The organism is Pseudoalteromonas sp. MMG007, assembly GCF_018100985.1.
Classification (GTDB): domain Bacteria; phylum Pseudomonadota; class Gammaproteobacteria; order Enterobacterales; family Alteromonadaceae; genus Pseudoalteromonas.
In genome coordinates, this window is record NZ_JAGJEI010000004.1 from 193,458 (window position 1) to 215,971 (window position 22,514).

Here is a 22,514-nt window from a genome sequence, read left to right on the forward strand (position 1 = left end):
CCTATAACAGATAAACTTAGCTCAATATTTTTTAAAAGATGATGGTTATGCAGTACTTATTTGCAGTCACTTTGCTTTGGGCGTTTTCGTTTAGTTTAATTGGTGTGTATTTAGCAGGCCAAGTTGACGCATGGTTTAGCGTTTTAATACGTATAGCGTTGGCAACACTTATTTTTTTACCTTTTTTAAAACTCAAAAATACCCCAAAACCCGTTGCACTTAAACTTATGCTAATAGGCGCGGTGCAGCTAGGCGTAATGTACAGCTTTTACTACCATTCGTTTTTATATTTAACTGTGCCAGAAGTACTGCTATTTACAGTAATGACGCCGCTTTACATTACACTTTTAAACGATGGCTTAAACAAACACTTTAACCCCCGCTTTTTTATAGTCGCATTAATTGCCGTGCTAGGTGCTGTGGCTATTCGCTGGGAAAACTTAAATAGTAATTTTATTATGGGGTTATTACTCGTTCAAGGCGCTAACCTTAGCTTTGCGACCGGGCAAGTTACTTACAAACGCTTAATGGCTAATAACAAACTTGATGATAAAACCGTGTTTGGCTGGTTTTTTATAGGCGCGCTTATTTTAGCTACAATGTGTTATGCGTTATTTGGCAATTCAAATAAATTACCAAGCACTTCTACCCAATGGGGCATACTTATTTACTTAGGCGTTATTGCATCGGGCCTTGGCTACTTTTTATGGAATAAAGGGGCAACCAAAGTAAACGTTGGTGCATTAGCGGTAATGAATAACTTGCTGATCCCAGCCGGAATTATAGTTAACGTACTCATTTGGAATAAAGATGCCGACATTATAAGGTTAAGTGTTGGTGGGGCTATTATGTTGGCAGCACTAATAATTAATCAAATCGGGTCGAATAAACAGAACGTCACATCAGTGTAGCTAATTTGTCATTAAATCCAGTTAGGGTTGAGGAAAATAACGTTAAGGAACAAACATGAAACATCTCACCCTAATAACCAGCTCTTTAGCATTTGTGCTTCTTTGCGGTTGCGACGACGATGTAGAAATCGTCGAAAAAGACGTTGTCGTAACCAATACCACAGTAGAAGTAATTGAAGTACCCACGCCTGTTATTGTTGAAGTGGCAAAAGGCGATGCGCCAGACATTCAGCTAGGCACTCGCGCCGATTACCTTATTGATGATATGGATGAGAGCGATTTAAAAACTAAATTAGAATCGTGTAAAGACGGCCCCTTTTATAAAACCGACTTTTCTATTGGGCATCGCGGCGCCCCTATGCAATACCCAGAGCACACTAAAGAGTCTTATACTGCTGCCGCGCGAATGGGCGCGGGTGTTGTTGAGTGCGATGTTACATTTACAAGCGACAAAGAGCTAGTGTGTCGCCATTCACAATGTGATTTACACACCACTACTAATATTTTAGCCATTGATGAACTTGCTGCTAAATGTAGCGTCCCTTTTACACCCGCAGACTCAGCAAGTGGTATTGCCGCTTCAGCTAAATGTTGTACCAGTGATATAAGTTTAGCTGAGTTTTTAACGCTTGAAGGTAAAATGGATGGGGCTAATCCACAAGCCACTTCAGTCGATGAATACATGCAAGGCACGCCCAGCTGGCGCACAGATTTATACGCCACAAGCGGTACTTTAATGACTCACAAGCAAAGTATTGAATTGTTTAAAACCCTTGGTGTAAAAATGACCCCTGAGCTTAAGTCGCCTCAGGTGAGTATGCCTTTTGATGGGATGACGCAGCAGCAATATGCTCAAAAAATGCTAGATGAGTACACCCAATTAGATGTACCGAGTAATCGTGTTTATCCGCAATCATTTAATCTAGATGATGTTAAATACTGGATAAATAACAACCCCGACTTTGCTAATCAAAGTGTTTATTTAGATGGGCGCGACAGCGAAGCGGGATTTGATCCAAGTAACCCAGATACGTGGCAGCCAAGTATGGAAGAACTGGTTACCGATGGCGTTAAAATTTTAGCGCCCCCTATTTGGATGATGTTAAGTATCGATAACAATAGTGATATTGTGCCTTCTCAATATGCAATTGATGCAAAAGCCGCAGGCCTTGAACTTATAGCATGGAGCCTTGAGCGCTCAGGACCGCTTAACGAAGGCGGTGGTTATTACTATCAATCGATAGCGGATGTAATAGATAACGATGGCGACATGATGAAGGTTGTTGATGTGCTGGCACAAGATGTGGGCGTTATGGCTATATTTTCAGACTGGCCAGCAACGGTAAGTTACTACGCTAGCTGTAATAAAATGCCAGCAAGCATTTAAAAAACCAGTATCAGTAGTCGTTTATTTTTTTGCGCTCAGTTACCATAACCTTATTAAATAATTTAACTGAGCGCTTTATGATAATTCAACACCATAATACCGACCTAAACACACCCACTGGTTTAATGCGAACCACCGTTTACCGCCCACAAGCACAGGGCCAATACCCCGCTATTATTTTTTACTCAGAAATTTTTCAGCAAACAGCACCGATTGCACGTAGTGCCGCTATTTTAGCAAGCCATGGTTTTGTTGTATTAGTACCTGAGGTATTTCATGAGCTAAACCCTATCGGTACTGTACTTGCGTACGATGATGCAGGCAAAGATAAAGGTAATGCCGATAAGTGGGAAAAGCCACTTGAGCACCACGATAGCGACACACAAGCGCTTATCGACTTTGTAAAGCAGCAAGATTACTGCACGGGTACGCTAGGAACTATGGGTGTATGTATTGGCGGGCATTTAGCTTACAGAGCCGCATTAAACCCACACATAAAAGCCGCATTTTGCTTATACGCAACCGATATTCACAGCGATACGTTACCAGCTCAAGCGGGTAATAACTCATTTGAACGCATGGCCGATATCCAAGGCGAAATACACTTTATTTGGGGTAAACAAGACCCACATGTACCACAAGAAGGCCGTAGTAAAATTTATCAACAATGTGTAACCATGGGTATTAACTACCAATGGCAAGAAGTAAACGCGCAGCATGCGTTTATGCGTGATGAGGGCGAGCGCTACGATGCCGCACTTGCAATCACTATGTATCAGCAAGCTGTTGCGTTATTTAGCCGTTCGCTTTAACACCTAGTTATTTTAGTTGTTTCGTTATTTAAACGTTCTTCAGCATGCCCAACGCGGTGTGCTGTTTTACAAAATATGCTTTTAAGTAATCAATAAACAACCTAAGCTTTTTAGAGCCTGCTGCTCCTGGCGGAAATACGCCATAAAGCTCTATATCTTTACTTTTATAGTCATCAAGTATTATTTCTAGCAGCCCAGCTTGTACTTTAGGCCAAGCATCATAAAGCGGAATACGGCCAAGCCCGTGCCCTGCCTCTACAAATGCCGTACGAGCCGCCGCATTATTAGTGCTTAAGCCACCTTGCATTGTAATGTCGTGTTTTTTGCCCTCTTTTTGAAGTGTTAATGTTTTACTACCCAATTGGTAAACCACCCATTTATGATCAGCCAACGCTTGTGGGGTTTTAGGCTTACCAAAATATTCAAAATAATCAGGCGAGCCACAAATGCACGTGCTCATTGTGGTTAATTTAGTCGCTCGTAAATTTGAATCACCTAGTGCAACGCCTCGGATAGCAAAATCAAAACCATTTTTAATAATATCAACCACGTCATCACTTAGCTGTAAGTCTATGTCAATTTTAGGGTATTGGCGTTTAAACGTATTAATCGCGGGCACTATTAATTGCATACCAACATTAACCGGGCAGCTAATTTTTAATAAGCCCTGCGGTTCGCTTTTAATATTCTCTATTTGCTGGTTTGCCGCATTGGCTTGCTCTGTAATTACCCTACAACGCTCGTAATAAGCAACCCCAGCTTCGGTTAGCGCCATTGTGCGGGTTGAACGATTAAGCAATGTTACTTCTAACTGTGTTTCGAGCTTTTTTAAGTGGTAACTTGCCACTGCACGGGTTAACCCTAATTGTTTGGCGGCAGCTGTTAAACTGCCCTGCTCTACAATTTGTGCAAACACCACCATACTTTTAAGTTGCTCAAACGACACTTTCATAATAAAACCCGTTTTACCTATTCAATGCCAACATTGTATCAATTATTTAATCAATAAAGTTTAATTTATCAACGTTGTTTAAAGCTTTGTAAGTTCATATAGTAACTACAACGCTTTGGTAAAAACCAAACATTAATTAATTTACTCAATAATCGAAGGAATATTGTTATGGCTAAAAAAATACTTATGGTACTTACGTCACATTCAGAACTTGGTAACACAGGTGAAAAAACAGGTTTTTGGGTAGAAGAGTTTGCAGCACCATACTATGCATTTGTAGATGCAGGCGTAGAGGTAACACTTGCTTCACCTGATGGCGGTCAACCACCAATTGACCCGACAAGCACACTTGCTGATTTTGAAACAGATGCAACTAAGCGCTACGATGCAGACAGCGCAGCACAAACTCTAATGGCAAACACTAAAGTACTAAGCGAAGTAAGTGCGAGCGATTTCGATGCAGTATTTTACCCTGGCGGCCACGGCCCACTTTGGGATTTAGTAGATAACACAAATTCAATTTCATTAATCGAAGACTTTGTAAAATCACAAAAACCAGTGGCAGCGGTATGTCACGCTAGTGCAGCCTTTTTAAATGTTAAAGATGCAGACGGCAATGCCTTAGTTGCAGGTAAAAAAGTAACAGGCTTTACTAATTCAGAAGAAGCAGCTGTGCAGCTTACCGATATCGTGCCATTTTTAGTTGAAGATGAGCTAATCAAAAAAGGTGGCGATTATCAAAAGACGGATGACTGGGGTGTATTAGCACTTGAAGACGGTTTAGTCATTACTGGACAAAATCCTGCAAGCTCTGAACAAGCTGCTAAAAAATTATTAGCTAAACTTAGCTAACTAAGTTTTAAAGAGCGGTACTTAGTACCGCTCTTATACTTTATAGCACTGACAGTAAATCGCTTTTAATAGCTAAACCTAACTCCTATACTGGGACAAAATAATTCCCTTAGGACGTTTAAATGACCACAAAGCCTTCATCATCTTCATTAATTAAAAGTACTCGTTTTGCAATATTTAGTGTGGTGTTCGTTTGTTTAATATTACAGGTAATTAATAGTTTACCTGGTATTACGCTCAATGGATTAGGTATATATCCGCGCAGCATACAGGGCTTATTTGGTGTTTTATGCGCGCCATTTTTACACGGTAGTTGGTGGCACTTTGCAAGCAATATGCTTCCTTTTGCCGTTCTTAGTTGGTTGATTTGCCAATATAGTGTGAAACGTTTTTATACCGTGTTTATTTTTACTGCCTTAACTGGTGGTCTATTAGTATGGGCCTTTGGTCGTAGTAGTTATCATGTTGGTTTAAGTGGTGTTATATATGGTTTATGGGGCTTTATACTTTGCTATGGCATAGTAAGACGCTCCTTCAAATCGATTGTAATTGCTCTAGTAGTTGCAGTGCTTTACAGTGGATTTATCTGGGGAGTGCTACCGCAACGCTTCCACGTTTCATTTGAAAGCCATTTATTTGGTGCATTAAGCGGGTTCTTCTTAGGTTATAAGTTAGCAAAATCAGATCGGTTAAAGGGCGTTTAGTCACCCTTTAATTACTCTCTTTTGCCCTTATTTATTATTAATCAGTCAATATTTTTCAACAATTGAGGTTTATATGAGCAATGATAACGAATACACGCCGGCAAAAGTCTGGACGTGGGAAAGTGAAAGTGGTGGTAAATTTGCAAATATTAACCGCCCTATTGCAGGCGCAACTCATGACAAAAGCCTACCAATTGGTGAGCATGCATTTCAACTTTACTCATTAGCTACACCAAATGGTCAAAAAGCAACAATCATGTTTGAAGAGCTTTTACAGCTTGGCTGCACCGATGCTGATTACGATGCATATTTAATTGATATTAGTGAAGGCGATCAGTTTGGTTCTGACTTTGTTGATATTAATCCTAATTCAAAAATACCAGCATTAATGGATCATTCAACAACGCCTCCGACCCGTATTTTTGAATCAGGTTCAATACTTCAATACCTCGCAGAAAAATTTGATGTACTTATTCCAAAAGACTTCCAAGCTAAAACGCAGTGTCGCAACTGGCTATTTTGGCAAATGGGATCTGCACCTTATTTAGGTGGCGGATTTGGCCACTTTTATAGTTATGCGCCGAGTAAAATGCAATACCCTATTGATCGTTTTACGATGGAAGTTAAGCGCCAACTTGATGTACTAAACCGCCATTTAAGCGAAAACGAATACATGGCAGGCGATGAGTACTCAATTGCCGATATTGCAATTTGGCCATGGTATGGCTCACTAGTACTGGGTGACTTGTACGATGCTGCCGAATTTTTAGATGTTGCTTCGTATACGCACGTTATGCGCTGGGCTAAACAAGTATCGCAGCGCCCTGCTGTTGAGCGCGGACGCCGTGTAAACCGCGTTTGGGGCCCCGAGGAAGAGCAAATGGCTGAGCGCCATAATGATAGCGATTTTTAATAACTAAATAGTATAGACAACCTTATTTAATAGGCCCATAATATTATTTTTGGGCCTATTCACTACCTGCACTTTTTTCTTTTAAGCTCATAAACTATATTTATACCAACAATTAGCACCTTGCGAGTAAGTGTGTTTAATGCATTCTTACCTGTAGCATTAGGTGTCTTTTCTTCAAAGCTACACATTATTAAACGTAGTTTTTGTATAAGGTTTTACTTAGTGCCATATAGAAATTTAAATAGTGAAGAACGCAGAGAAGCCGTTCAAATTTTATACTCTAATGCTATTTCAGGCATTGCTATTTCCGCTGTTGTAAGTTTTATACTGGTATTTGCATTTGATTTAAGCAACCAACAAACGTCCTATGAAAAAGGGATGTGGCTAACTATCATGATTTCGTTATTAGCTGCGCGCGCTGTTGATGTCATTTGCTTCGTAAGGGATAAAAATAACAACCCATTATTTTATGCGAATAATTACCTAAAGCGCTTTTCATTAGGGTGTATTTTAACATCTATCTCATGGTGTGGTTATGCGCTTTGGTTTCATGAAAGATCATCTACAATAGAAATAACCACTACTATCGCTATTTTGTCTGCCTTTGCTGGAGGCTCTGCTAACCTACTTTCTGGCAGTAGAATTACCGCGGTTGTCTATAGCTTTATATTACTGGCACCTTACTCGTTTTTATTAATGTTGTCTGATGCTAACTATAACCACGTATTAGGCATTTTAGGACTGACATTTACTGCGATCATGATGGCTTCCTCTTATAAGTCGGCATCATTTACTCAAAGCGCTATAAAACTAAGAAATCAAAATAGAGAATTACTCGATGAAATGGAAGACAAAGTAGAGCAACGTACCGAAGAAATTTATCGCTTATCAAACACAGACCCTCTTACAAATCTTTTCAACAGAACCGCGTTTTTAAAAAATGCAAATAAGCGTTTAAAGGAAAACCCAGACGAGCCATTTGCTTTATTATTTGTAGACCTAGACGGATTTAAACAAATAAATGACACTTTAGGGCATAAAGTAGGCGATAAAGTATTAAAAGAAGTCGCCCGTAGAATTAGTAACGTATGCGATCAGCACCTGTATAAATGCAGATGGGGTGGTGACGAATTTTTAATTTTAACGATGTACCAAAGTAAAGCTCAGCTATTAGAGTTTGCAAATAACGTACTACTAAGTATTGGTGCAGATCATGAAAAGTATAAATACCAAAAATGGGTTTCAGCCACTATCGGTATTGCCATGTATCCTGAGCATGGCAATGAACTAAATACATTGATTCGTTCTGCTGATATCTCTATGTACCATCAAAAGCGCATAGCAAAAAGTAACGTAAATATTTATAACGATTCTCTTAGACTCAAGCAGGAACGCGAGACTCTATTAAGCTACCGCTTAGCCAATGCAATCAAAGAAAATAGTTTGAGGCTTGTTTTTCAACCAATTGTTGATAGTAAAACAAATAAAGTTACATCATTTGAATCGCTATTACGCTGGCAACTTGATGGAGAAGATATTTTTCCTGACGAATTTATCGCTATTGCTGAGCAGTACGGTTTAATTACCGATTTAGGCATTTGGGTCATAGAACAAGCATGTATCCAAGCGCAAAAGTTTAATAACCTAAAACCTCAAATTGCAGTGAGTGTTAATGTGTCGGTTATTCAGCTACAAGACCCAGACTTTGTTAACAAAGTAGTTGAAATAGTCAATTTATATACTGTAGAACCTGAAAACTTACATATTGAAATAACCGAATCTGTATTCGCAGAAGACAAACTCACATTTTTAACTGCTGTTAAAGCACTACAAAAGCAAGGTTTTTGTATTTCAATTGATGATTTTGGAACCGGCTATTCATCACTTTCTAGTATGCTTGATATTGGTGTTGATATAGTAAAAATAGACAGAAGCTTTATTCAAAATATGGATAAACGCGGTTTAAGTATTATCCATGCAATCGTTCAGATGGCCTCTTCACTTGATTTTATGGTCGTAGCTGAGGGCGTAGAAACCATAGAGCAATCTAATACACTAACAGATATTGGCGTATCTCACTTACAAGGTTACTACTTTTCAAAACCTATGGAGCAAGCATTTGTAGACTCATATTTAAATGAGCAAAATAAGCTCTGTAGCTAGTTTTTTTAAATTTTGTTCCAAGTCCTTATAAACACATTTTATTAAATAAATTATTACAATTACTTACACTAAGAAAATCTTTTATAGCGTAGTCTAATTGCATCTTAATCACTACAGTTTCACTTATTTGTAGTGGTACTAATTTTTGTAAAAGGATTTAACATGCTAAAGCCTCTTTGTTACTCACTTGCCATTTTACTTACACCAGCAAGCGTTTTTGCACAAACAATGGTAATAAAAACAACAGATAAATTGATCACTACCGATACCCCCACTCTATTCGCTTATAACAAAGAGTCAAAGCAACTAGAGGCAATAAACTTGCTGAGCTCGCAGAGCTATGAGCTTACCTTACCTAAAAATGCATTTGGTTTTGATATAGCTACCATTGCAAATACAACAGATAAACAAGCCCTTGTGTTAACTAATAACGGTGTTTATAAAAGTACAGCAAAAGAAGCTGAGCTTTTATTTAATTACAGTTCAGTGATTAGCCAATTAAAAGTCGATAAATTTGAAAAAATAAATTTTGTTTTTGATGCCAATAACGATGGCCTTAGCGATATTTTAATTCCAGGATTATCAAGCAGTACCTTATATATTCAAAATAATGAGGGAGCATTCAAGCCACATAAATTTGAACAAGCAGCTGAGTATAATGGGCGATTTTCAAAAGAAGGGCTATCTCTTGAGGTTAATATAAACAACCAACCTGTCGTCATTGATTTTAATAAAGATGGTGTAAGCGACTTAGTTTTTGCCAGCGACTTTGGTGCTAATGTTTTGTTAGCGGATGCACAAGGCTATGCCGATGCCTTGACCCCTATTAATTTTAATATTGAACTAGGCGAGCTGAGTAACGGCGAAACCCGAAAAATTAAGCAGCTCTTAGATGTAAACAACGATGGATTTTTAGATTTTACTACTAGGCAATTTAAGCCTACACAAGGCATGGATTCGCTTGATATTAAAATTGCTCATACGTTGTATTTAGGAAATGCGACAGGCTTTGCGACTACACCTATTAATCTATTTAATACAGAAGGGCCAAGCGAGCTAGTATTAAAAACAGATTTTAATAACGATGGGCTCATTGATTTACAAAAAATAGATTTAGATATTGGCCTAGGCACAATCGCCTCAATGGCTATGGGCGGCGGTAGTACCGATGTAGATGTAGAAATGAATTTATATAAACAGCAAAGCGATGGAACCTTTTCTAATGAATCCAACATTGAGCTCGATTTAGAAATGGAAGTAGATATGAATGGAAGTGAGTCTTCTCCGGCTCTTTATCTAGGTGATATAAATGGCGATGGTCATATTGATGCAGTGTATAAATACAGTAAAAAAACTCTGCATATCTACTATGGTGAGCAAAACTCACTGCTGAACAAAAAACGTAAAAAGTTAAAATTAGTACTGCCTAAACACAATAAAGATATTTTGTTAGTCGATGTAAACCAAGACGGAAAAAAAGATTTTGTTTTTAAATTTACACAAAAAGATGGCACCAACAAAATTGAAACACAGCTAAATTAATAGCTTTGAAAATGCATAAAAAAAGCTCGGTAATGTAAAAACATTAACCGAGCTTTGGACTTAAGACCTAAGGATAAACAGTCAGCTTTACCTCAAGTTATAACACCTAAGCTGTTACATTTAGCAGTGAGTCGCCTTCACTTAAACCAAACTTTTCTTGTACAGAAGATAAGATGGACTCTTTATCTTCATCAGATAATTGGTTTGAATATTCGCTAAGTAATTCATCTAAGTAACTTACTACTTCGTCAGTATCAACAGACTCTAATGAATTTTGTGGCGGTGGCGGCGGACGTTGACCTTCAGGACGACCTGCATCGCCAATACTCTTGGCATCAAATTCAAGTTCACCCATTAAATCGGCAAGCTCTTTTGTAGGCGAAATACCTTGCTCTTCCAATGCTGCTTGAATACTTTGCGCGTCTTCTGCACTTAAGTTTTCTGCATCAAACTCAGCGAGCGTTTCCTTTACAAAGTCAGTTTGTTCTTGTGTTAAAGCACTCGCCTGGCTACTTTGCTGAGTTACAAAATTAGATGAACTACCAATACTGTTGATCATTTAATATCTCCTTTAGCGGCTACGACGTGGTGGCTTATGTTCACTTAATTCTTGTTCGCTAATTTCGCCATTTCCATCTGCGTCTATTTCATCGAAAATAGTTTGTGCATCACCTTGTGGTGGTGCGCTCTCACTAAATTCGGCAAAGCTTATAACACCATCGCCATCTGCATCTATAGTTGAAAAGTCAGGTTTAGGTGGTGGGTTATCACCGCCTCGAGCAGCCACATTGGCAGAAAAAGCCATTGATAATAATGCAGCAGCTGCAAAAATAGAAAAATGCTTCATAGTGGTAACCTTGCGTTTAATATTAATTAGGGTGTACTGATAGACTACGCTGAAAAATAGCAAACATTGTGCAAACAATAAGGAAGTGAAAAAAGTACGGTTTTTAGCATGTTATTTTTACCTTGCTCACTATTTCAGTTATTGTGCTAAATAATTATTGAAAATAGTTAACTGTTCAAACTTTCAACAAATATATAAAGGCTTATTTAATTACATGTTTAATCTTTCTCTTTTTCTAGTTGCATCACAGTGAAAATACCAAAGCGCCTACAGCCCCTCGTTGATGATGGCTTAATTGACGAAGTAATCAGCCGCTTAATGAGCGGTAAAGAAGCCGACGTATTTGTAGTACGCAGTAGCGGTGAAATTCGCTGTGCGAAGGTGTATAAGGATGCGGTAAAACGTAGCTTTAAAAAAGCAGCCCAATATCAAGAAGGTCGTAAAGTGCGAGGTGGTCGACAAGCCCGTGCAATGGGTAAACGTTCAAGCTATGGCCGTCAATTAGAAGAAGAAATTTGGCAAAATGCTGAAGTAGACGCCCTTTCACGTTTATCGCGTGCTGGGGTGAGAGTACCTGATACTTATTACTGTATTGATGGCGTGCTGTTAATGGAACTTGTGTGTGATGAAGAGGGTGATGTAGCGCCGCAATTAGGCCACATTACGCTAACTCAAGAGCAAGCCATTGAACAATACAAAATAATGATCCACAACATCAAATTGATGCTTTGTACGGGCCTTATTCATGGCGATTTATCTGAATTCAACGTATTAGTAGATAGTAATGGCCCTGTCATTATCGACCTACCTCAGGCCGTTAATGCAGCAGCTAATAACAGCGCCCAAGCGATGTTTAGTCGCGATGTGAACAATATGCGCCGTTATTATGGGCAGTTTGCACCAAGCTTATTACAAACACAGTACGCAAAAGAAATGTGGGCTTTATTTGAAGAAGCAAATCTAACACCTAATACAGTGTTAAGCGGTACATTTGAAGAAAGTGATGAGCTTGCTGATGTTGATTCAGTTTTAGATGAAATTCAAGCGGCCGAATATGAAGAGTTCGACCGTTTAGAACGTATTAAAAACGCTGACGAAGAATAAAAATACTCAAAGCTTAACTATTGAGGATGAACAAATCGATAACCCACCCCATAAACCGATTGAATAACACTGGCGGTTTGGGTGACTTCATCTAATTTTTTACGTAACTTTTTAATATGACTATCAATAGTACGATGACTCACGATCCGTTGGTCAGCGTACATAGTATCCATTAAGCTATCACGCGAAAAAATACGATTAGGGTTATTAAATAGAGGTTTAAATAACTGAAACTCAAAATTTGTAAGCTCTATGCTACTCGCTTTGTATTGCACGCTGTAAGTACTTTCATTTAGTTTCATTGTTGATGAACTAAGCTCACCAACACTTGTTAAGCGCCTTAAAATTGCCTTTACGCGCGCCACCAGCTCCGCATAACTAAACGGCTTACAAATATAATCATCGGCTCCTAGCTCTAGGCCTAGTAAACGGTCTATTTCCTCTACTTTCGCCGATACCATAATGATAGGCACATTAGAGAACTTTCTTATCGCTTTACACAGTTCAATACCACTTTGTCCTGGTAACATTATATCGAGTAATATTAAACTTGGCCTATTGTGCTCAAGCCAAGGTAACACCTCATTCCCATGATGAATTTTATGCGTTGCGTAATGATGGCTTGTTAAAAAGTCGCTCATTAAGTTAGCTAATTTTATTTCATCTTCAACGATAAGTATTTGATCTTCCATTCTGTCCTCTAAACCTTTATTAAGGGCAGGCGAATAATAATCGCTAAACCGCCTAAGCTCGCTTTTTCTGCGGCTATTTCACCTTGGTGGCCTTTTACGATATGTTGGCAAATTGATAAGCCTAAACCAGAGCCACCTTCTTGACGATTACGCGCGCTATCTACTCGATATAAGTATTCAAATAAGTGTGATAAATGAGATTCATCAACACCTACGCCATTGTCTTCAATTGCGATTTCTAAATAAGGTTGATTTTTAACCTCTATATTACTCGCAGTTAAAGAAATAGTTGTGCACTGTGCGTAATGTACGGCATTCATTAAAATATTATCCAGTAATTGTAATATACGCGTTTTATCTGCTTCAACAATGGCATGTTTAGCACTATTTAATAAATAAAAATTTATTTTATGCTGTTCAAACAACACTTGATATTTGTGCTCAATAGAGTTTAACAATAGGCCAATATCTGTTGGCTCTATGGTGTAATGCATACCGCCAAGCTCAGCACTATTGAGCATATGTAAATCATCAATTAAGCGTTTTAAATGAAGCGCTTCATCATTAGCAGAGCTAATATTTTTACTATTGGGCTCGCGTATGCCAAGTAGCATAGCTTCAAGCTCACCAAGTAAAATGCTCATGGGTGTTCTTAGCTCATGTGAAATATTAGCAAGCCAACGCTTACGTACTTGCTCGTCTTTAGCAAGTGTAAACGCAAGTGTATTAAAGTCTTCACTTAGTTGGCCTAATTCGTCTTTTCGATCCAATGAAAGCTTAGTGCTGTATTGCCCTTTCGTGAGCTTATGCATACCGCTTGCTATTTGTTTAACCGGATCAACCAAGTGGCGTGAAAGTAAAAAGGATAATAAAAGTGTGAGTAATACCGCAGTTAACGCTATCAGCCAAACATAATTAGTTTGTTGCTCTAAAAAGTCGAGTTCATAACCATCAGCTAAACTATCTCTTTTAGACACTGCAAGATATGCAATAACCTTATCATCTACAACAATGGGGGTTTTTATATAGGTTAAGTCGTTAAAATATTTACCGAAAATACGCTGCCCATTTTCATCAAGCAAAGCATAATGTGCTGTATGTTCAGGTGGTGGTCGGCGCTCTCGTTGTTCAAAACGTTCGTGATTTCTAGGCCTTCTATCTTCTCGCATAAAAGGTCTTTGTGGTATATCGGGTAAATCAGATAAAAACTGGCTTGAGCGCAACTGAGATTCAACCAACCTCAAAAATTGCATATCACTGCCAATAATGTAATCCCACGATGGCTTTTTTTCGTATTTTTGAGCCAATGTCACAGTTAAAGGCTCAAGCGCTTTTACTTCTTTTGCGTTTACAAAATCAATAACGCCTTGGCCTATACTGTACTGTATAAGCCCAACCAATCCAGCAATAATACTGAATGTGAAACTAAATAAAATTAAAAAAAGTTTGTTATGAATTTTCATTAATCTTCGTCTTCAACCTTACTTGGGAAGCTTTCAAATCTGTACGTTATTAACTTTTCACTTTCGTCGTTAATATACAATGTAGCGACTATTTTTTTACCTTGTGCTGTCCAATACATATGCCCATGATTATTAAGGGTCACTGATATAGTATTTATACCACGTTTAAATAAAGACGAGGGTAAATGTAGTGCATGTCCGTATATTCGTTGTATTTTAACGCCATTAATATACAAATGTGCATGCCCTTGTAAAAACCCGTTATTAGGATTTATCGTAGCAGTCATCATTTGCTGCATATTCATCTTTCCCGCCGGCGGTACCGATAGGTCGTAACGTTGAGTGTCTAGTATTAAGTTATAGCCCGACATACTATCTTTTAATAACGCAAGACTCAGCGCCGGTGTAGGTGCATCATTTGGCACTGCGATAGGCATGTGGCTATGATCCATCATTTCCTGCTGCGCAAAGAGCTTAAAGCTCAATAGCGCAGTAGTAACAAGGATCAGTGCGTATTTAATATAACGCATAGAAACTCCTTAAACGCCTGGCGGCGGACCCATCGTTTCGCCAGTATCACAGCTACCAATAGAGTTATCAGCAAGCTCACCTTTAAAGCGCGGGCCTATTTGATAAGGAAATGAAGGTTGTAATTTACCGTCGCTATCTAGCGTGAGTGTTATATGGTAATGATAGCCCTTGCCATCATTTGTATCATGGCCATTATGCTCATCAAGTTGAGCGCCTGTTACCGTTTTATGGGCGTAATAATAGTCTTCAAAATAGTAACCATCGTCAGCATTAAGTGTATTTCCAGAAAGTGTTGTTACTTCTTCACCTATATCCGGACCTGCTTCACTTTCTTGCGTACCTTGGCTAATATCGTACTGATCAACTAACGTACAGCTTCGCTCTCCTTCGCTATCACAGCCCCCTTCACTTGTAGGAGCACCATAGTCACGCATTTCCCATCCACTTAAAGCAAGCTCTCCATTACTTTCGTATGGGCCATAAAGAGGATAACCATCGGCTGCAAAACCATAAATAGGAGAATGTGCATCGCCATCATCTTCTAATAAATCAGCTAAACAACTTGTGTAAAAATGATGATGGTATTCCCCATTTGCAGCATGTCCACCACATATATCAACATCATATTGCTCTGCAATTGGGGCTAATGTGTACCACACATTATTGCCATAACTCATACCATCACCCCAGTTAAATATACTGGTACCATTTACCATTAAGCCAACAGTACCTAAACCTGTTTCACATGTATCGGTGTCTGATAAATCAGTAGGCGTAACGGGAAAGTAAGCTTCTACACTTTGCTCTGTAGGACAACTTGGTCCTGGCGGCCAATAACCTGCGCCACCAGTGTCATTACAGTTTTGGGTACTGCTTTTATAACCAATGTCTTCGCCAAACAAAACGGTTTGCCCTGCAACTGCAGAGGTAACCCCATTATAAAAGTCGCTTGCTGCGCGCGGGCGATTGTTTAACGCATCAACCTGATCTTGCGTAAGAGTAATATCATATTTTGGAATATCCGTTGCTTGCACATACATGTATTCAACATCAGTGCTTTGTTCAGATACAGTTACCAGTTCGACCGACTGCACATCTTCAACAACACCACCATTATTTTGAATATAAGTAGATGTGGTATCGTTGTTAATTATCCAGCTTGCAAGCTTTGCATCTGTATTTGATACAACCACAGAGGCAACAACATTAATAGTAACGGTGTCGATAACAGCGCTATTTACGCCATCATCTGCGCTTAACTCAAATACTAGCGATTCATCAGCGAGTACTTCTGGCGCGGTAAATTCGCTCGTTAATGTTGTACTTGATGTGAGAGTAACAGCAGTCCCCGATGTTTGCGACCAAGTTACAGATACGTCATCATCATCTTCAACGCTTGCATTTAAATAGACGGTATCGCCTGCGTTAACTGTTTGATCAATACCCGCATCAATGCTAGGTACACTATTACTAACGGTATCGCTGTCTGACGTTGTGTCTGCTGAGTCGCTGTTACATGCCGTTAAAGCTATACACAGTGTACTTAACGCAAATAATTTGGTGATGTTTGAGGTATTATTTTTAAATTGTACTTTCACTATTTAACCTTTTACATTAACGTTTAATAAAATAAAGTTAACAAGTAAAAGTGCAAACAATGTGCACGAATTATGAAAGATTAAACGCCCACACTATGATGGACGTTTTACAGCAAATTTATCCCTTGTGGTTGCGTAGTAATCTCCGCCCATGCGCCCTACTGAATCTAAATTAGTAGGATCTATATAACCATCAACAAATGTTTCATCTTCAACGCAAATACCGACAATATCTAACAGTATCATTTGCCCACCACCGGGTGCGTTTGAAAAAGTAATCACTTCTCTAAGCTTACATTCATAGCGTACTTTTGAATCGGCAACCCCAGGGGCAGCAACCATTTCACTCGCTACTTTAGTAATATTAGCCGCATCAAATTCACTCACATCACTGGCGTAGTTTGCGCAGCTTTGATTCATTTTTTCAACCTGAGAATGGCTTACAATATTAACTACACACTCTTTAGTAGCTAATACATTCGCTAAAGTATCTTTGATTGCTTTATCTCGAGGGTTTACCTGCGTAACACTCAGTACTGGCGGGTTACAGCTCGCTACAGTAAAAAAAGAATATGGCGCAACATTTGCTACTCCATCTTCATTTAATGTACTTACCCATGCAATAGGACGAGGACTAATCCCTCCCACTAGGTATGAGTACACATTCAAATCTTTATTTTTAGTTAAATCTAAAAACATATTTTTCCTTTTTAATATTTAAAGCTAAATCGTAATTTTAATATCTTACGTATAGGTACTTACAAACTCGCGCTGGTTTAATTATTAATGTTAAAACTTAGACTAATTTAACCACAGCATAAGTTATAAACCTAGCAAACCTAAATTAGTAATGAGTTAATTTTATTATTTAAAGTTATAAACAAATACATGCCTAAAAAAATAAACATAGTGTGGTTTAAACGCGATTTACGCCTTAGCGATCATCAGCCACTTAAAAATGCATTTAGTAATGGTTTACCCACATTACTACTCTATAATTTTGAGCCACTCATGCTTGCAGATCCGCATTATAACGAGCGACATTGGCGATTTGTTTATCAATCTATAATGGAAATAAATACGCAGCTTAAGCGCTTTAATGCCACCCTTTATGTTTTTAACCAAGACATGCTTGAGCTATTGAGCACCTTAAACTCACAATACCGTATAGAAAATATATTTAGCCATCAAGAAATTGGCCTAAATAACACCTTTGATCGAGATAAGTTAGTTAGCCATTGGTGTCAAACACAAAATATTAACTGGTTTGAGTCACAAACGGGCGCTGTTATTCGTGGCAAAAAAAATCGCAGTCATTGGAACGAACGTTGGCAACAAACAATGCAAGCTGACCTCGCAACCCCTAATTGGAAAAACATAAATACCGTTGCGCTCAATAACTATGTCACTCCAGAGCTGCCAAAAAGCTATACGCGAGAAAATGACAACTTTCAAATAGGCGGGCCATTACACGCCCATAGTGTATTACACAGTTTTTTTGCAGAGCGCGGCAAGGGGTATCAAAAAGGAATATCTAGCCCAAGTTTAAGCCGTACTCATTGCTCTAGGCTTTCGCCTTATTTAGCGTGGGGTAATATAAGCCTTAAACAGGTGTACCAAAAGGCTATTGATGAATACTATTCAAAACACCCCAATAAAAAAGGCTGGAAACGCCCACTTGCTGCATTTGTATCGCGCTTGCATTGGCATTGCCATTTTATGCAAAAGTTTGAGAGCGAATGCACGATGGAATTTAAAGCATTAAACCCGGGTTATCATGTATTTCCGTATCGTACCGATGAGCATGTAGAACGCGATATTGAGCGCTGGGCACAAGGCCAAACGGGTATCCCCATTATTGACGCTTGCATGCGCTGCTTAAAAGCAACCGGTTATATCAACTTTAGAATGCGCGCTATGCTTGTAAGCTTTGTAACACATCATTTAAATATCAGTTGGCAGCAGGCAAGTTTACCGCTGGCAAATTACTTTTTAGACTTTGAACCTGGTATCCACTACCCGCAAATACAAATGCAGGCCTCTGTTACGGGTATTAATACTATTAGGCATTACAACCCGATTAAGCAATCTGAAGATCAAGATCCCACCGGCGCCTTTATTAAAAAGTGGTGCCCCGAACTTGAAAAACTACCAATAGAATATTTACACGAGCCTTGGCAACAAACACCAATGGAAGCATTATTTAACGACTTTAGATTAGGAGAAGATTACCCAGAACCCATGCTTGATTTGACCGATGCTTCAAAGCAAGCACGCGAACGCTTATGGCAATACCGCGAGCGAGCAGACGTTAGGCGCGCTATTCCTAATATATTAAAAAGACACGTGGGGCTTACTCGCACAGTAAAACAAAAAACTAAGAGTCATCAGCATGGCGCATAAAAAATTACATCTGCCACAAAAAATATGCCCTGTTTGTAATAAGCCATTTGCATGGCGTAAAAAATGGCAACGCGATTGGGATAACGTTATTTACTGCTCAGAGCGCTGTAAACGTAATAAAAATTAGCGCCTATTTATCTTTAAAATTAGATTTCATCACTCCTCCACATCAGTGTTTACTAACTGGCGCTTATTTTGCAGCGTTACTGCTAACTTTGCTTTACAGGGCCTTACTCAAGCTTTTATGTAAATAACGCTCATTAGGTCTGAAAAGTTTACATTCATAGCAAGGAGAAGATGATGACGATTAAAAAAACGGCAAACTCAACGTGGTCTGGTGATATTAAAACAGGTAAAGGCAGTATTTCTACACAAAGTGGCGCACTTGATAAACAACCGTATGGCTTTAATACCCGCTTTGAAGATGAGCCTGGGTCAAACCCTGAGGAGTTAGTAGGTGCGGCGCACAGTGCCTGTTTTAGTATGGCGTTGTCACTTGCATTAGGTGATGCTGGCTTTACAGCCGATAAAATTGATACCAAAGCCACAGTGAGCCTTGATGAAGTAGATGATGGCTTTGCAGTGACGCACATAGCACTTGAAGTAAACGCACGTATTAAAGATATTGCTAACGAGCAATTTCAGGCATTGTGTGAGCAAACTAAAAAAGAGTGCCCTATCTCAAAGCTGCTCAATACCGAAATATCACTTGATGCAACGCTCGAAAGCGCCTCATAGACCGCTAATACTTAAATCCTAAAATTAAGAAGCTTAAGCCAAGTAAATTATTACTTGGCTTACTATGCACTACCCACACCTTTTTGAAGTGGTTAAATCTAACATATCTTTAAGTAGCGCAATCCCCATACCCAACGCGGGCCAAACTACCCATAAATTATTTGGCGATGTAATTAAATTAATTACCGTAAAAAATACTAATACAGCTAAGTAACGTTTTAGGTTCTCGAAAAATGTTGATGTACTCATGTTTACTCTCCTCTAAAAATGTAAGGTCATTATTGCCTTAATTTTTAAGCTTTGGAGGTGTTATTTGTCATCAGTTAATATGACACTTGTCACGAATGTCAGTCATGTTTAAAAAGGCACTAACGGTAGATTTACCCCCTCCTACAAATACTCATAAAAACATACAGTTGCTTACATTTATTTAAATGCATTTTAAAGCCCCTTCACTATAATACCCTTTCTGGATACAACTAATTAACTTTTTAAGAAAGGATACTTATGCGATTTTTAATGCCACTCTCTTTGCTTGCACTTAGCTGTGCAGCATCAGTAAACGCTGAACAATCAGCGTCAAAGCAATGGTTTAATACAATTAACTACGCAAAAATTGATTCACGCTATTACAGCGATAATGTGTACGGATTATCTACTCATTATTATTTTGAAGAACAACAAAGCTCTGGCGTGTGGGATGATTATGGCTACCTAGATACAGATAGTAACATAGGCTTAAATTACTTTAATTCAGATGGTTATAGCCAAAAAGGAATATTTGGAGAAGGCTTTTACGGTAATACTTTTGCAACCGTAGAGCTGCCTAATGTTGGCGATAATGATACCTACTCAGTTGGTTTAGGTTACTTATTTGCTGATTCGTTAAAGGTATCTGCACGCATGGTAGATTATGAATATGGTGATACGGTTTATCTATTTAAAGCGCAATATAATCATCAAATTAATGACACCGATTACATTGGCTTTACGGTTGAAACTGATGATGAAATAGACTCGTGGGACTTATCATCACGTTACTTTGCCCATCTTTACGATGATAGCTACTTTACTATAAATATTGATTACCTAGATGCTGGCGATGACCCTCTTTTAAATGTGCTGGCAAATTATTACTTTAATAAACATGTCGCGGTCGGCGTTGGTTTAAATGACTCTGATTTGGTTATTGAGGGTAAATACTTTATTAACGATAGCTACTATTTCAGCGCTAATTACACAGATAACAATGACTACGATATATACAATCTTAGTTTTGTAGCTCAGTTTTAATAAATACAAAAAAGCCGCCTTGTTGGAGTCACTTCAGTTAAACAAGGCGGCTTTTATATTAAAAATATCTATAGCTTACATATTACCTAGCTCTATCATCATTGCGGTATACATGCGTAAATTAAGCTCTAATTGCTCAAGCGTGATAAATTCATGTTCTGAATGGCCTGTATAACGTTTACCTGGCATTGAAGGGCCAAATGACACGGCATTATCAAATAGTTTTGCGTTAGTACCGCCGCCAATTGATACAAAGTCAGCTTTTTTGTCGCCGGTAAAATGCTTAAATATATCGAGTAGCTTTTGCGCGTGCGGCGCGTTATCTAACAGCATAGGTGTACCAATAACCGTATCTACTTTACTAAGCATTACGTTATTTACCGTTTCCCATTCCTTAATAGCGCTATTTATTTGTTGTTTAAGTACATCTTCATCCTTGCCTACTGGGCGGCGCGCGTTAATAGCTAATGTTAATGCGTTACCATCACGTTCGATCACAGTAGGTGCTACTGTCATTGGGCCCATAAATTTATGCTCGTAGGCAATATTGCCAAATTGCTTACCATGAATATCTAAGCCAATTAACTGGTTTACAAATTTTATAAGCTGGCCATCGCTATTATTTTCAAGTGCGACGTCTTTAAATAACTCGCTTAGGTGTGCAATAGCATTAACGCCCGACTCTGGCTCTGATGAATGCGCAGACATTCCTTTTACAGTTATTTTTAAGCCTTCACCTTGCTCTTTAAAACTAAACTCAACGTCACTAAGTGTTTTAGCTTTAGCTTTTAATGAATCAACTAAGCTCTCGCTTGCATTGTGCAGTACTAAGCTTGCATCTTCTGGTATTTGGCTTTTAAACGCCCCACCAGCAACATCGCTTACATATACACCAGTTTGTTTTGAAGTAGCGCTAAATGTAGGTGCAATTAAGCTCCAGCCTTTTTCGGCAACAACTACTGGGTATGATGCATCAATGGTTACGGCATACTTTGGTTGATCGTAAGTTTTCATAAACTCGGTCAATGGGCCCCAGTCAGACTCCTCAGCTAGGTAAATCATCAGCTCTATGCGGTTATCAAGCTCTATGCCTTTATCTTTAATCGCTTTCATAGCGTAAAGCGCAGTGGCTATGGCGCCTTTGTCGTCTTCGGTACCGCGCCCAACTAATTTTCCAGGCTCTGAGGTATCAATAATAAATGGGCTTTGCTTCCACTTATTCGCATTAGCTGGTTGTACATCACCGTGGGTAACGACTGTTACTTTGTCTGTTTGTTTACCCATGCCAATAAGCACAGTGTAGCCAAGATCTTGGTAATCGAACCCCAACTCTGCGGCTTTCATTTTTAATACAGATTTAAAGTTAATAAAGTCTGGGTTTTGTGGTGCAGGTATTGAATCTTTATTTACTGTAGGAAAGGCAACTAAGTTAGTTAGCGTATGTACTTGCGCATTTTGGTAGGTGTTTACAGCGTAATCGGCAACACTATCAATATTTTCATGTAACTGTGCATGCGTGCTAAACGCAAATAAAAGAGCACTGACTAAAGCTAACTTTTTCAAAACTGATCCTATTTCATTAATAACTAAGAGCTTTAATTATAACGCC

The 22,514-nt window shown here is 38.7% G+C and carries 23 protein-coding genes; 13 read left to right on the forward strand and 10 right to left on the reverse strand.

The features are described 5' to 3' along the window. Positions 1–47: 47 nt before the first annotated feature. The 3 genes from J8L71_RS07840 to J8L71_RS07850 all read left to right on the forward strand — a co-directional run bounded on the left by J8L71_RS07840 (position 48) and on the right by J8L71_RS07850 (position 3,110). Positions 48–911 carry a carboxylate/amino acid/amine transporter gene (locus J8L71_RS07840; RefSeq protein ID WP_211000042.1) on the forward strand — a complete coding sequence of 288 codons (864 nt, stop codon included), beginning with the start codon at positions 48–50 and terminating at the stop codon, positions 909–911. Positions 912–966: 55 nt separating this feature from the next. After that, positions 967–2,298: a glycerophosphodiester phosphodiesterase family protein gene (locus J8L71_RS07845; protein WP_211000043.1), complete on the forward strand. Its 1,332-nt coding sequence runs from the start codon at positions 967–969 to the stop codon at positions 2,296–2,298. Between the two features lie 77 nt (positions 2,299–2,375). After that, on the forward strand, positions 2,376–3,110 hold the full coding sequence (locus tag J8L71_RS07850; RefSeq protein WP_211000044.1) for a dienelactone hydrolase family protein: 735 nt from the start codon (positions 2,376–2,378) through the stop codon (positions 3,108–3,110). A gap of 28 nt (positions 3,111–3,138) precedes the next feature. Here J8L71_RS07850 and J8L71_RS07855 read toward each other — a convergent pair whose 3' ends face one another. Continuing rightward, entirely contained in the window at positions 3,139–4,062 is a 924-nt protein-coding gene (locus tag J8L71_RS07855; protein ID WP_211000045.1) for a LysR family transcriptional regulator, read from the reverse strand. A gap of 168 nt (positions 4,063–4,230) precedes the next feature. On the opposite strand from J8L71_RS07855, the gene J8L71_RS07860 reads away from it, so the two are divergent. The 5 genes from J8L71_RS07860 (at position 4,231) to J8L71_RS07880 (ending at position 10,236) form a co-directional block, all read left to right on the forward strand. Then, positions 4,231–4,914 (forward strand): type 1 glutamine amidotransferase domain-containing protein, encoded by a 684-nt coding sequence (locus tag J8L71_RS07860; protein WP_211000046.1) that lies wholly within the window; start codon positions 4,231–4,233, stop codon positions 4,912–4,914. A gap of 122 nt (positions 4,915–5,036) precedes the next feature. Further along, on the forward strand, positions 5,037–5,618 hold the full coding sequence (locus tag J8L71_RS07865; protein WP_211000047.1) for a rhomboid family intramembrane serine protease: 582 nt from the start codon (positions 5,037–5,039) through the stop codon (positions 5,616–5,618). A 73-nt stretch (positions 5,619–5,691) separates the two neighbouring features. Then, the gene (yghU, locus tag J8L71_RS07870; RefSeq protein ID WP_211000048.1) at positions 5,692–6,531 is read left to right on the forward strand and encodes a glutathione-dependent disulfide-bond oxidoreductase; all 840 of its coding nucleotides are present in this window, start codon (positions 5,692–5,694) and stop codon (positions 6,529–6,531) included. Between the two features lie 222 nt (positions 6,532–6,753). Then, on the forward strand, positions 6,754–8,694 hold the full coding sequence (locus J8L71_RS07875) for a bifunctional diguanylate cyclase/phosphodiesterase (protein ID WP_211000049.1): 1,941 nt from the start codon (positions 6,754–6,756) through the stop codon (positions 8,692–8,694). Between the two features lie 162 nt (positions 8,695–8,856). Then, positions 8,857–10,236, forward strand: coding sequence for a VCBS repeat-containing protein (locus J8L71_RS07880; protein WP_211000050.1), 1,380 nt, complete (start codon positions 8,857–8,859; stop codon positions 10,234–10,236). Between the two features lie 106 nt (positions 10,237–10,342). On the opposite strand, the gene J8L71_RS07885 is transcribed toward J8L71_RS07880, so the two are convergent. Both J8L71_RS07885 and J8L71_RS07890 read right to left on the reverse strand, forming a co-directional pair. Then, positions 10,343–10,795: a hypothetical protein gene (locus tag J8L71_RS07885; protein WP_211000051.1), complete on the reverse strand. Its 453-nt coding sequence runs from the start codon at positions 10,793–10,795 to the stop codon at positions 10,343–10,345. A gap of 12 nt (positions 10,796–10,807) precedes the next feature. Then, positions 10,808–11,083 carry an EF-hand domain-containing protein gene (locus J8L71_RS07890; protein WP_211000052.1) on the reverse strand — a complete coding sequence of 92 codons (276 nt, stop codon included), beginning with the start codon at positions 11,081–11,083 and terminating at the stop codon, positions 10,808–10,810. 249 nt (positions 11,084–11,332) lie between these two features. Between J8L71_RS07890 and J8L71_RS07895 the strand changes: the two genes are divergently transcribed. Then, positions 11,333–12,187, forward strand: coding sequence for a PA4780 family RIO1-like protein kinase (locus tag J8L71_RS07895; protein ID WP_211000053.1), 855 nt, complete (start codon positions 11,333–11,335; stop codon positions 12,185–12,187). A 17-nt stretch (positions 12,188–12,204) separates the two neighbouring features. Here J8L71_RS07895 and J8L71_RS07900 read toward each other — a convergent pair whose 3' ends face one another. From J8L71_RS07900 to J8L71_RS07920, 5 genes are all read right to left on the reverse strand, one after another. After that, positions 12,205–12,879: a response regulator gene (locus J8L71_RS07900; RefSeq protein ID WP_211000054.1), complete on the reverse strand. Its 675-nt coding sequence runs from the start codon at positions 12,877–12,879 to the stop codon at positions 12,205–12,207. Positions 12,880–12,887: 8 nt separating this feature from the next. Next, the gene (locus J8L71_RS07905) at positions 12,888–14,342 is read right to left on the reverse strand and encodes an ATP-binding protein (RefSeq protein ID WP_211000055.1); all 1,455 of its coding nucleotides are present in this window, start codon (positions 14,340–14,342) and stop codon (positions 12,888–12,890) included. Next, a complete protein-coding gene (locus J8L71_RS07910; RefSeq protein WP_211000056.1) occupies positions 14,342–14,872 on the reverse strand; it encodes a hypothetical protein in 531 nt (176 codons plus the stop codon). Before J8L71_RS07910 ends, J8L71_RS07905 begins: the two co-directional genes overlap by 1 nt. A gap of 9 nt (positions 14,873–14,881) precedes the next feature. After that, positions 14,882–16,471: a YHYH protein gene (locus tag J8L71_RS07915; protein ID WP_211000057.1), complete on the reverse strand. Its 1,590-nt coding sequence runs from the start codon at positions 16,469–16,471 to the stop codon at positions 14,882–14,884. Positions 16,472–16,564: 93 nt separating this feature from the next. Further along, positions 16,565–17,170 (reverse strand): flavin reductase family protein, encoded by a 606-nt coding sequence (locus tag J8L71_RS07920; protein WP_211000058.1) that lies wholly within the window; start codon positions 17,168–17,170, stop codon positions 16,565–16,567. A gap of 189 nt (positions 17,171–17,359) precedes the next feature. Between J8L71_RS07920 and J8L71_RS07925 the strand changes: the two genes are divergently transcribed. The 3 genes from J8L71_RS07925 to J8L71_RS07935 all read left to right on the forward strand — a co-directional run bounded on the left by J8L71_RS07925 (position 17,360) and on the right by J8L71_RS07935 (position 19,612). Beyond that, positions 17,360–18,874 carry a deoxyribodipyrimidine photo-lyase gene (locus J8L71_RS07925; protein ID WP_211000059.1) on the forward strand — a complete coding sequence of 505 codons (1,515 nt, stop codon included), beginning with the start codon at positions 17,360–17,362 and terminating at the stop codon, positions 18,872–18,874. Next, positions 18,864–19,001: a DUF2256 domain-containing protein gene (locus J8L71_RS07930; protein ID WP_138540660.1), complete on the forward strand. Its 138-nt coding sequence runs from the start codon at positions 18,864–18,866 to the stop codon at positions 18,999–19,001. The genes J8L71_RS07925 and J8L71_RS07930 overlap by 11 nt, the downstream gene beginning before the upstream one ends. Before the next feature lie 173 nt (positions 19,002–19,174). Then, positions 19,175–19,612 (forward strand): OsmC family protein, encoded by a 438-nt coding sequence (locus J8L71_RS07935; RefSeq protein WP_211000097.1) that lies wholly within the window; start codon positions 19,175–19,177, stop codon positions 19,610–19,612. A 69-nt stretch (positions 19,613–19,681) separates the two neighbouring features. Here J8L71_RS07935 and J8L71_RS07940 read toward each other — a convergent pair whose 3' ends face one another. Beyond that, a complete protein-coding gene (locus tag J8L71_RS07940) occupies positions 19,682–19,861 on the reverse strand; it encodes a 2TM domain-containing protein (RefSeq protein ID WP_211000060.1) in 180 nt (59 codons plus the stop codon). A 258-nt stretch (positions 19,862–20,119) separates the two neighbouring features. Here J8L71_RS07940 and J8L71_RS07945 point away from each other — a divergent pair, with 258 nt between their 5' ends. Continuing rightward, a complete protein-coding gene (locus J8L71_RS07945; protein ID WP_211000061.1) occupies positions 20,120–20,905 on the forward strand; it encodes a putative porin in 786 nt (261 codons plus the stop codon). Between the two features lie 75 nt (positions 20,906–20,980). Here J8L71_RS07945 and J8L71_RS07950 read toward each other — a convergent pair whose 3' ends face one another. Next, complete coding sequence (locus tag J8L71_RS07950) at positions 20,981–22,468, reverse strand: dipeptidase (protein ID WP_211000062.1); 1,488 nt, start codon at positions 22,466–22,468, stop codon at positions 20,981–20,983. Positions 22,469–22,514: the final 46 nt, after the last annotated feature.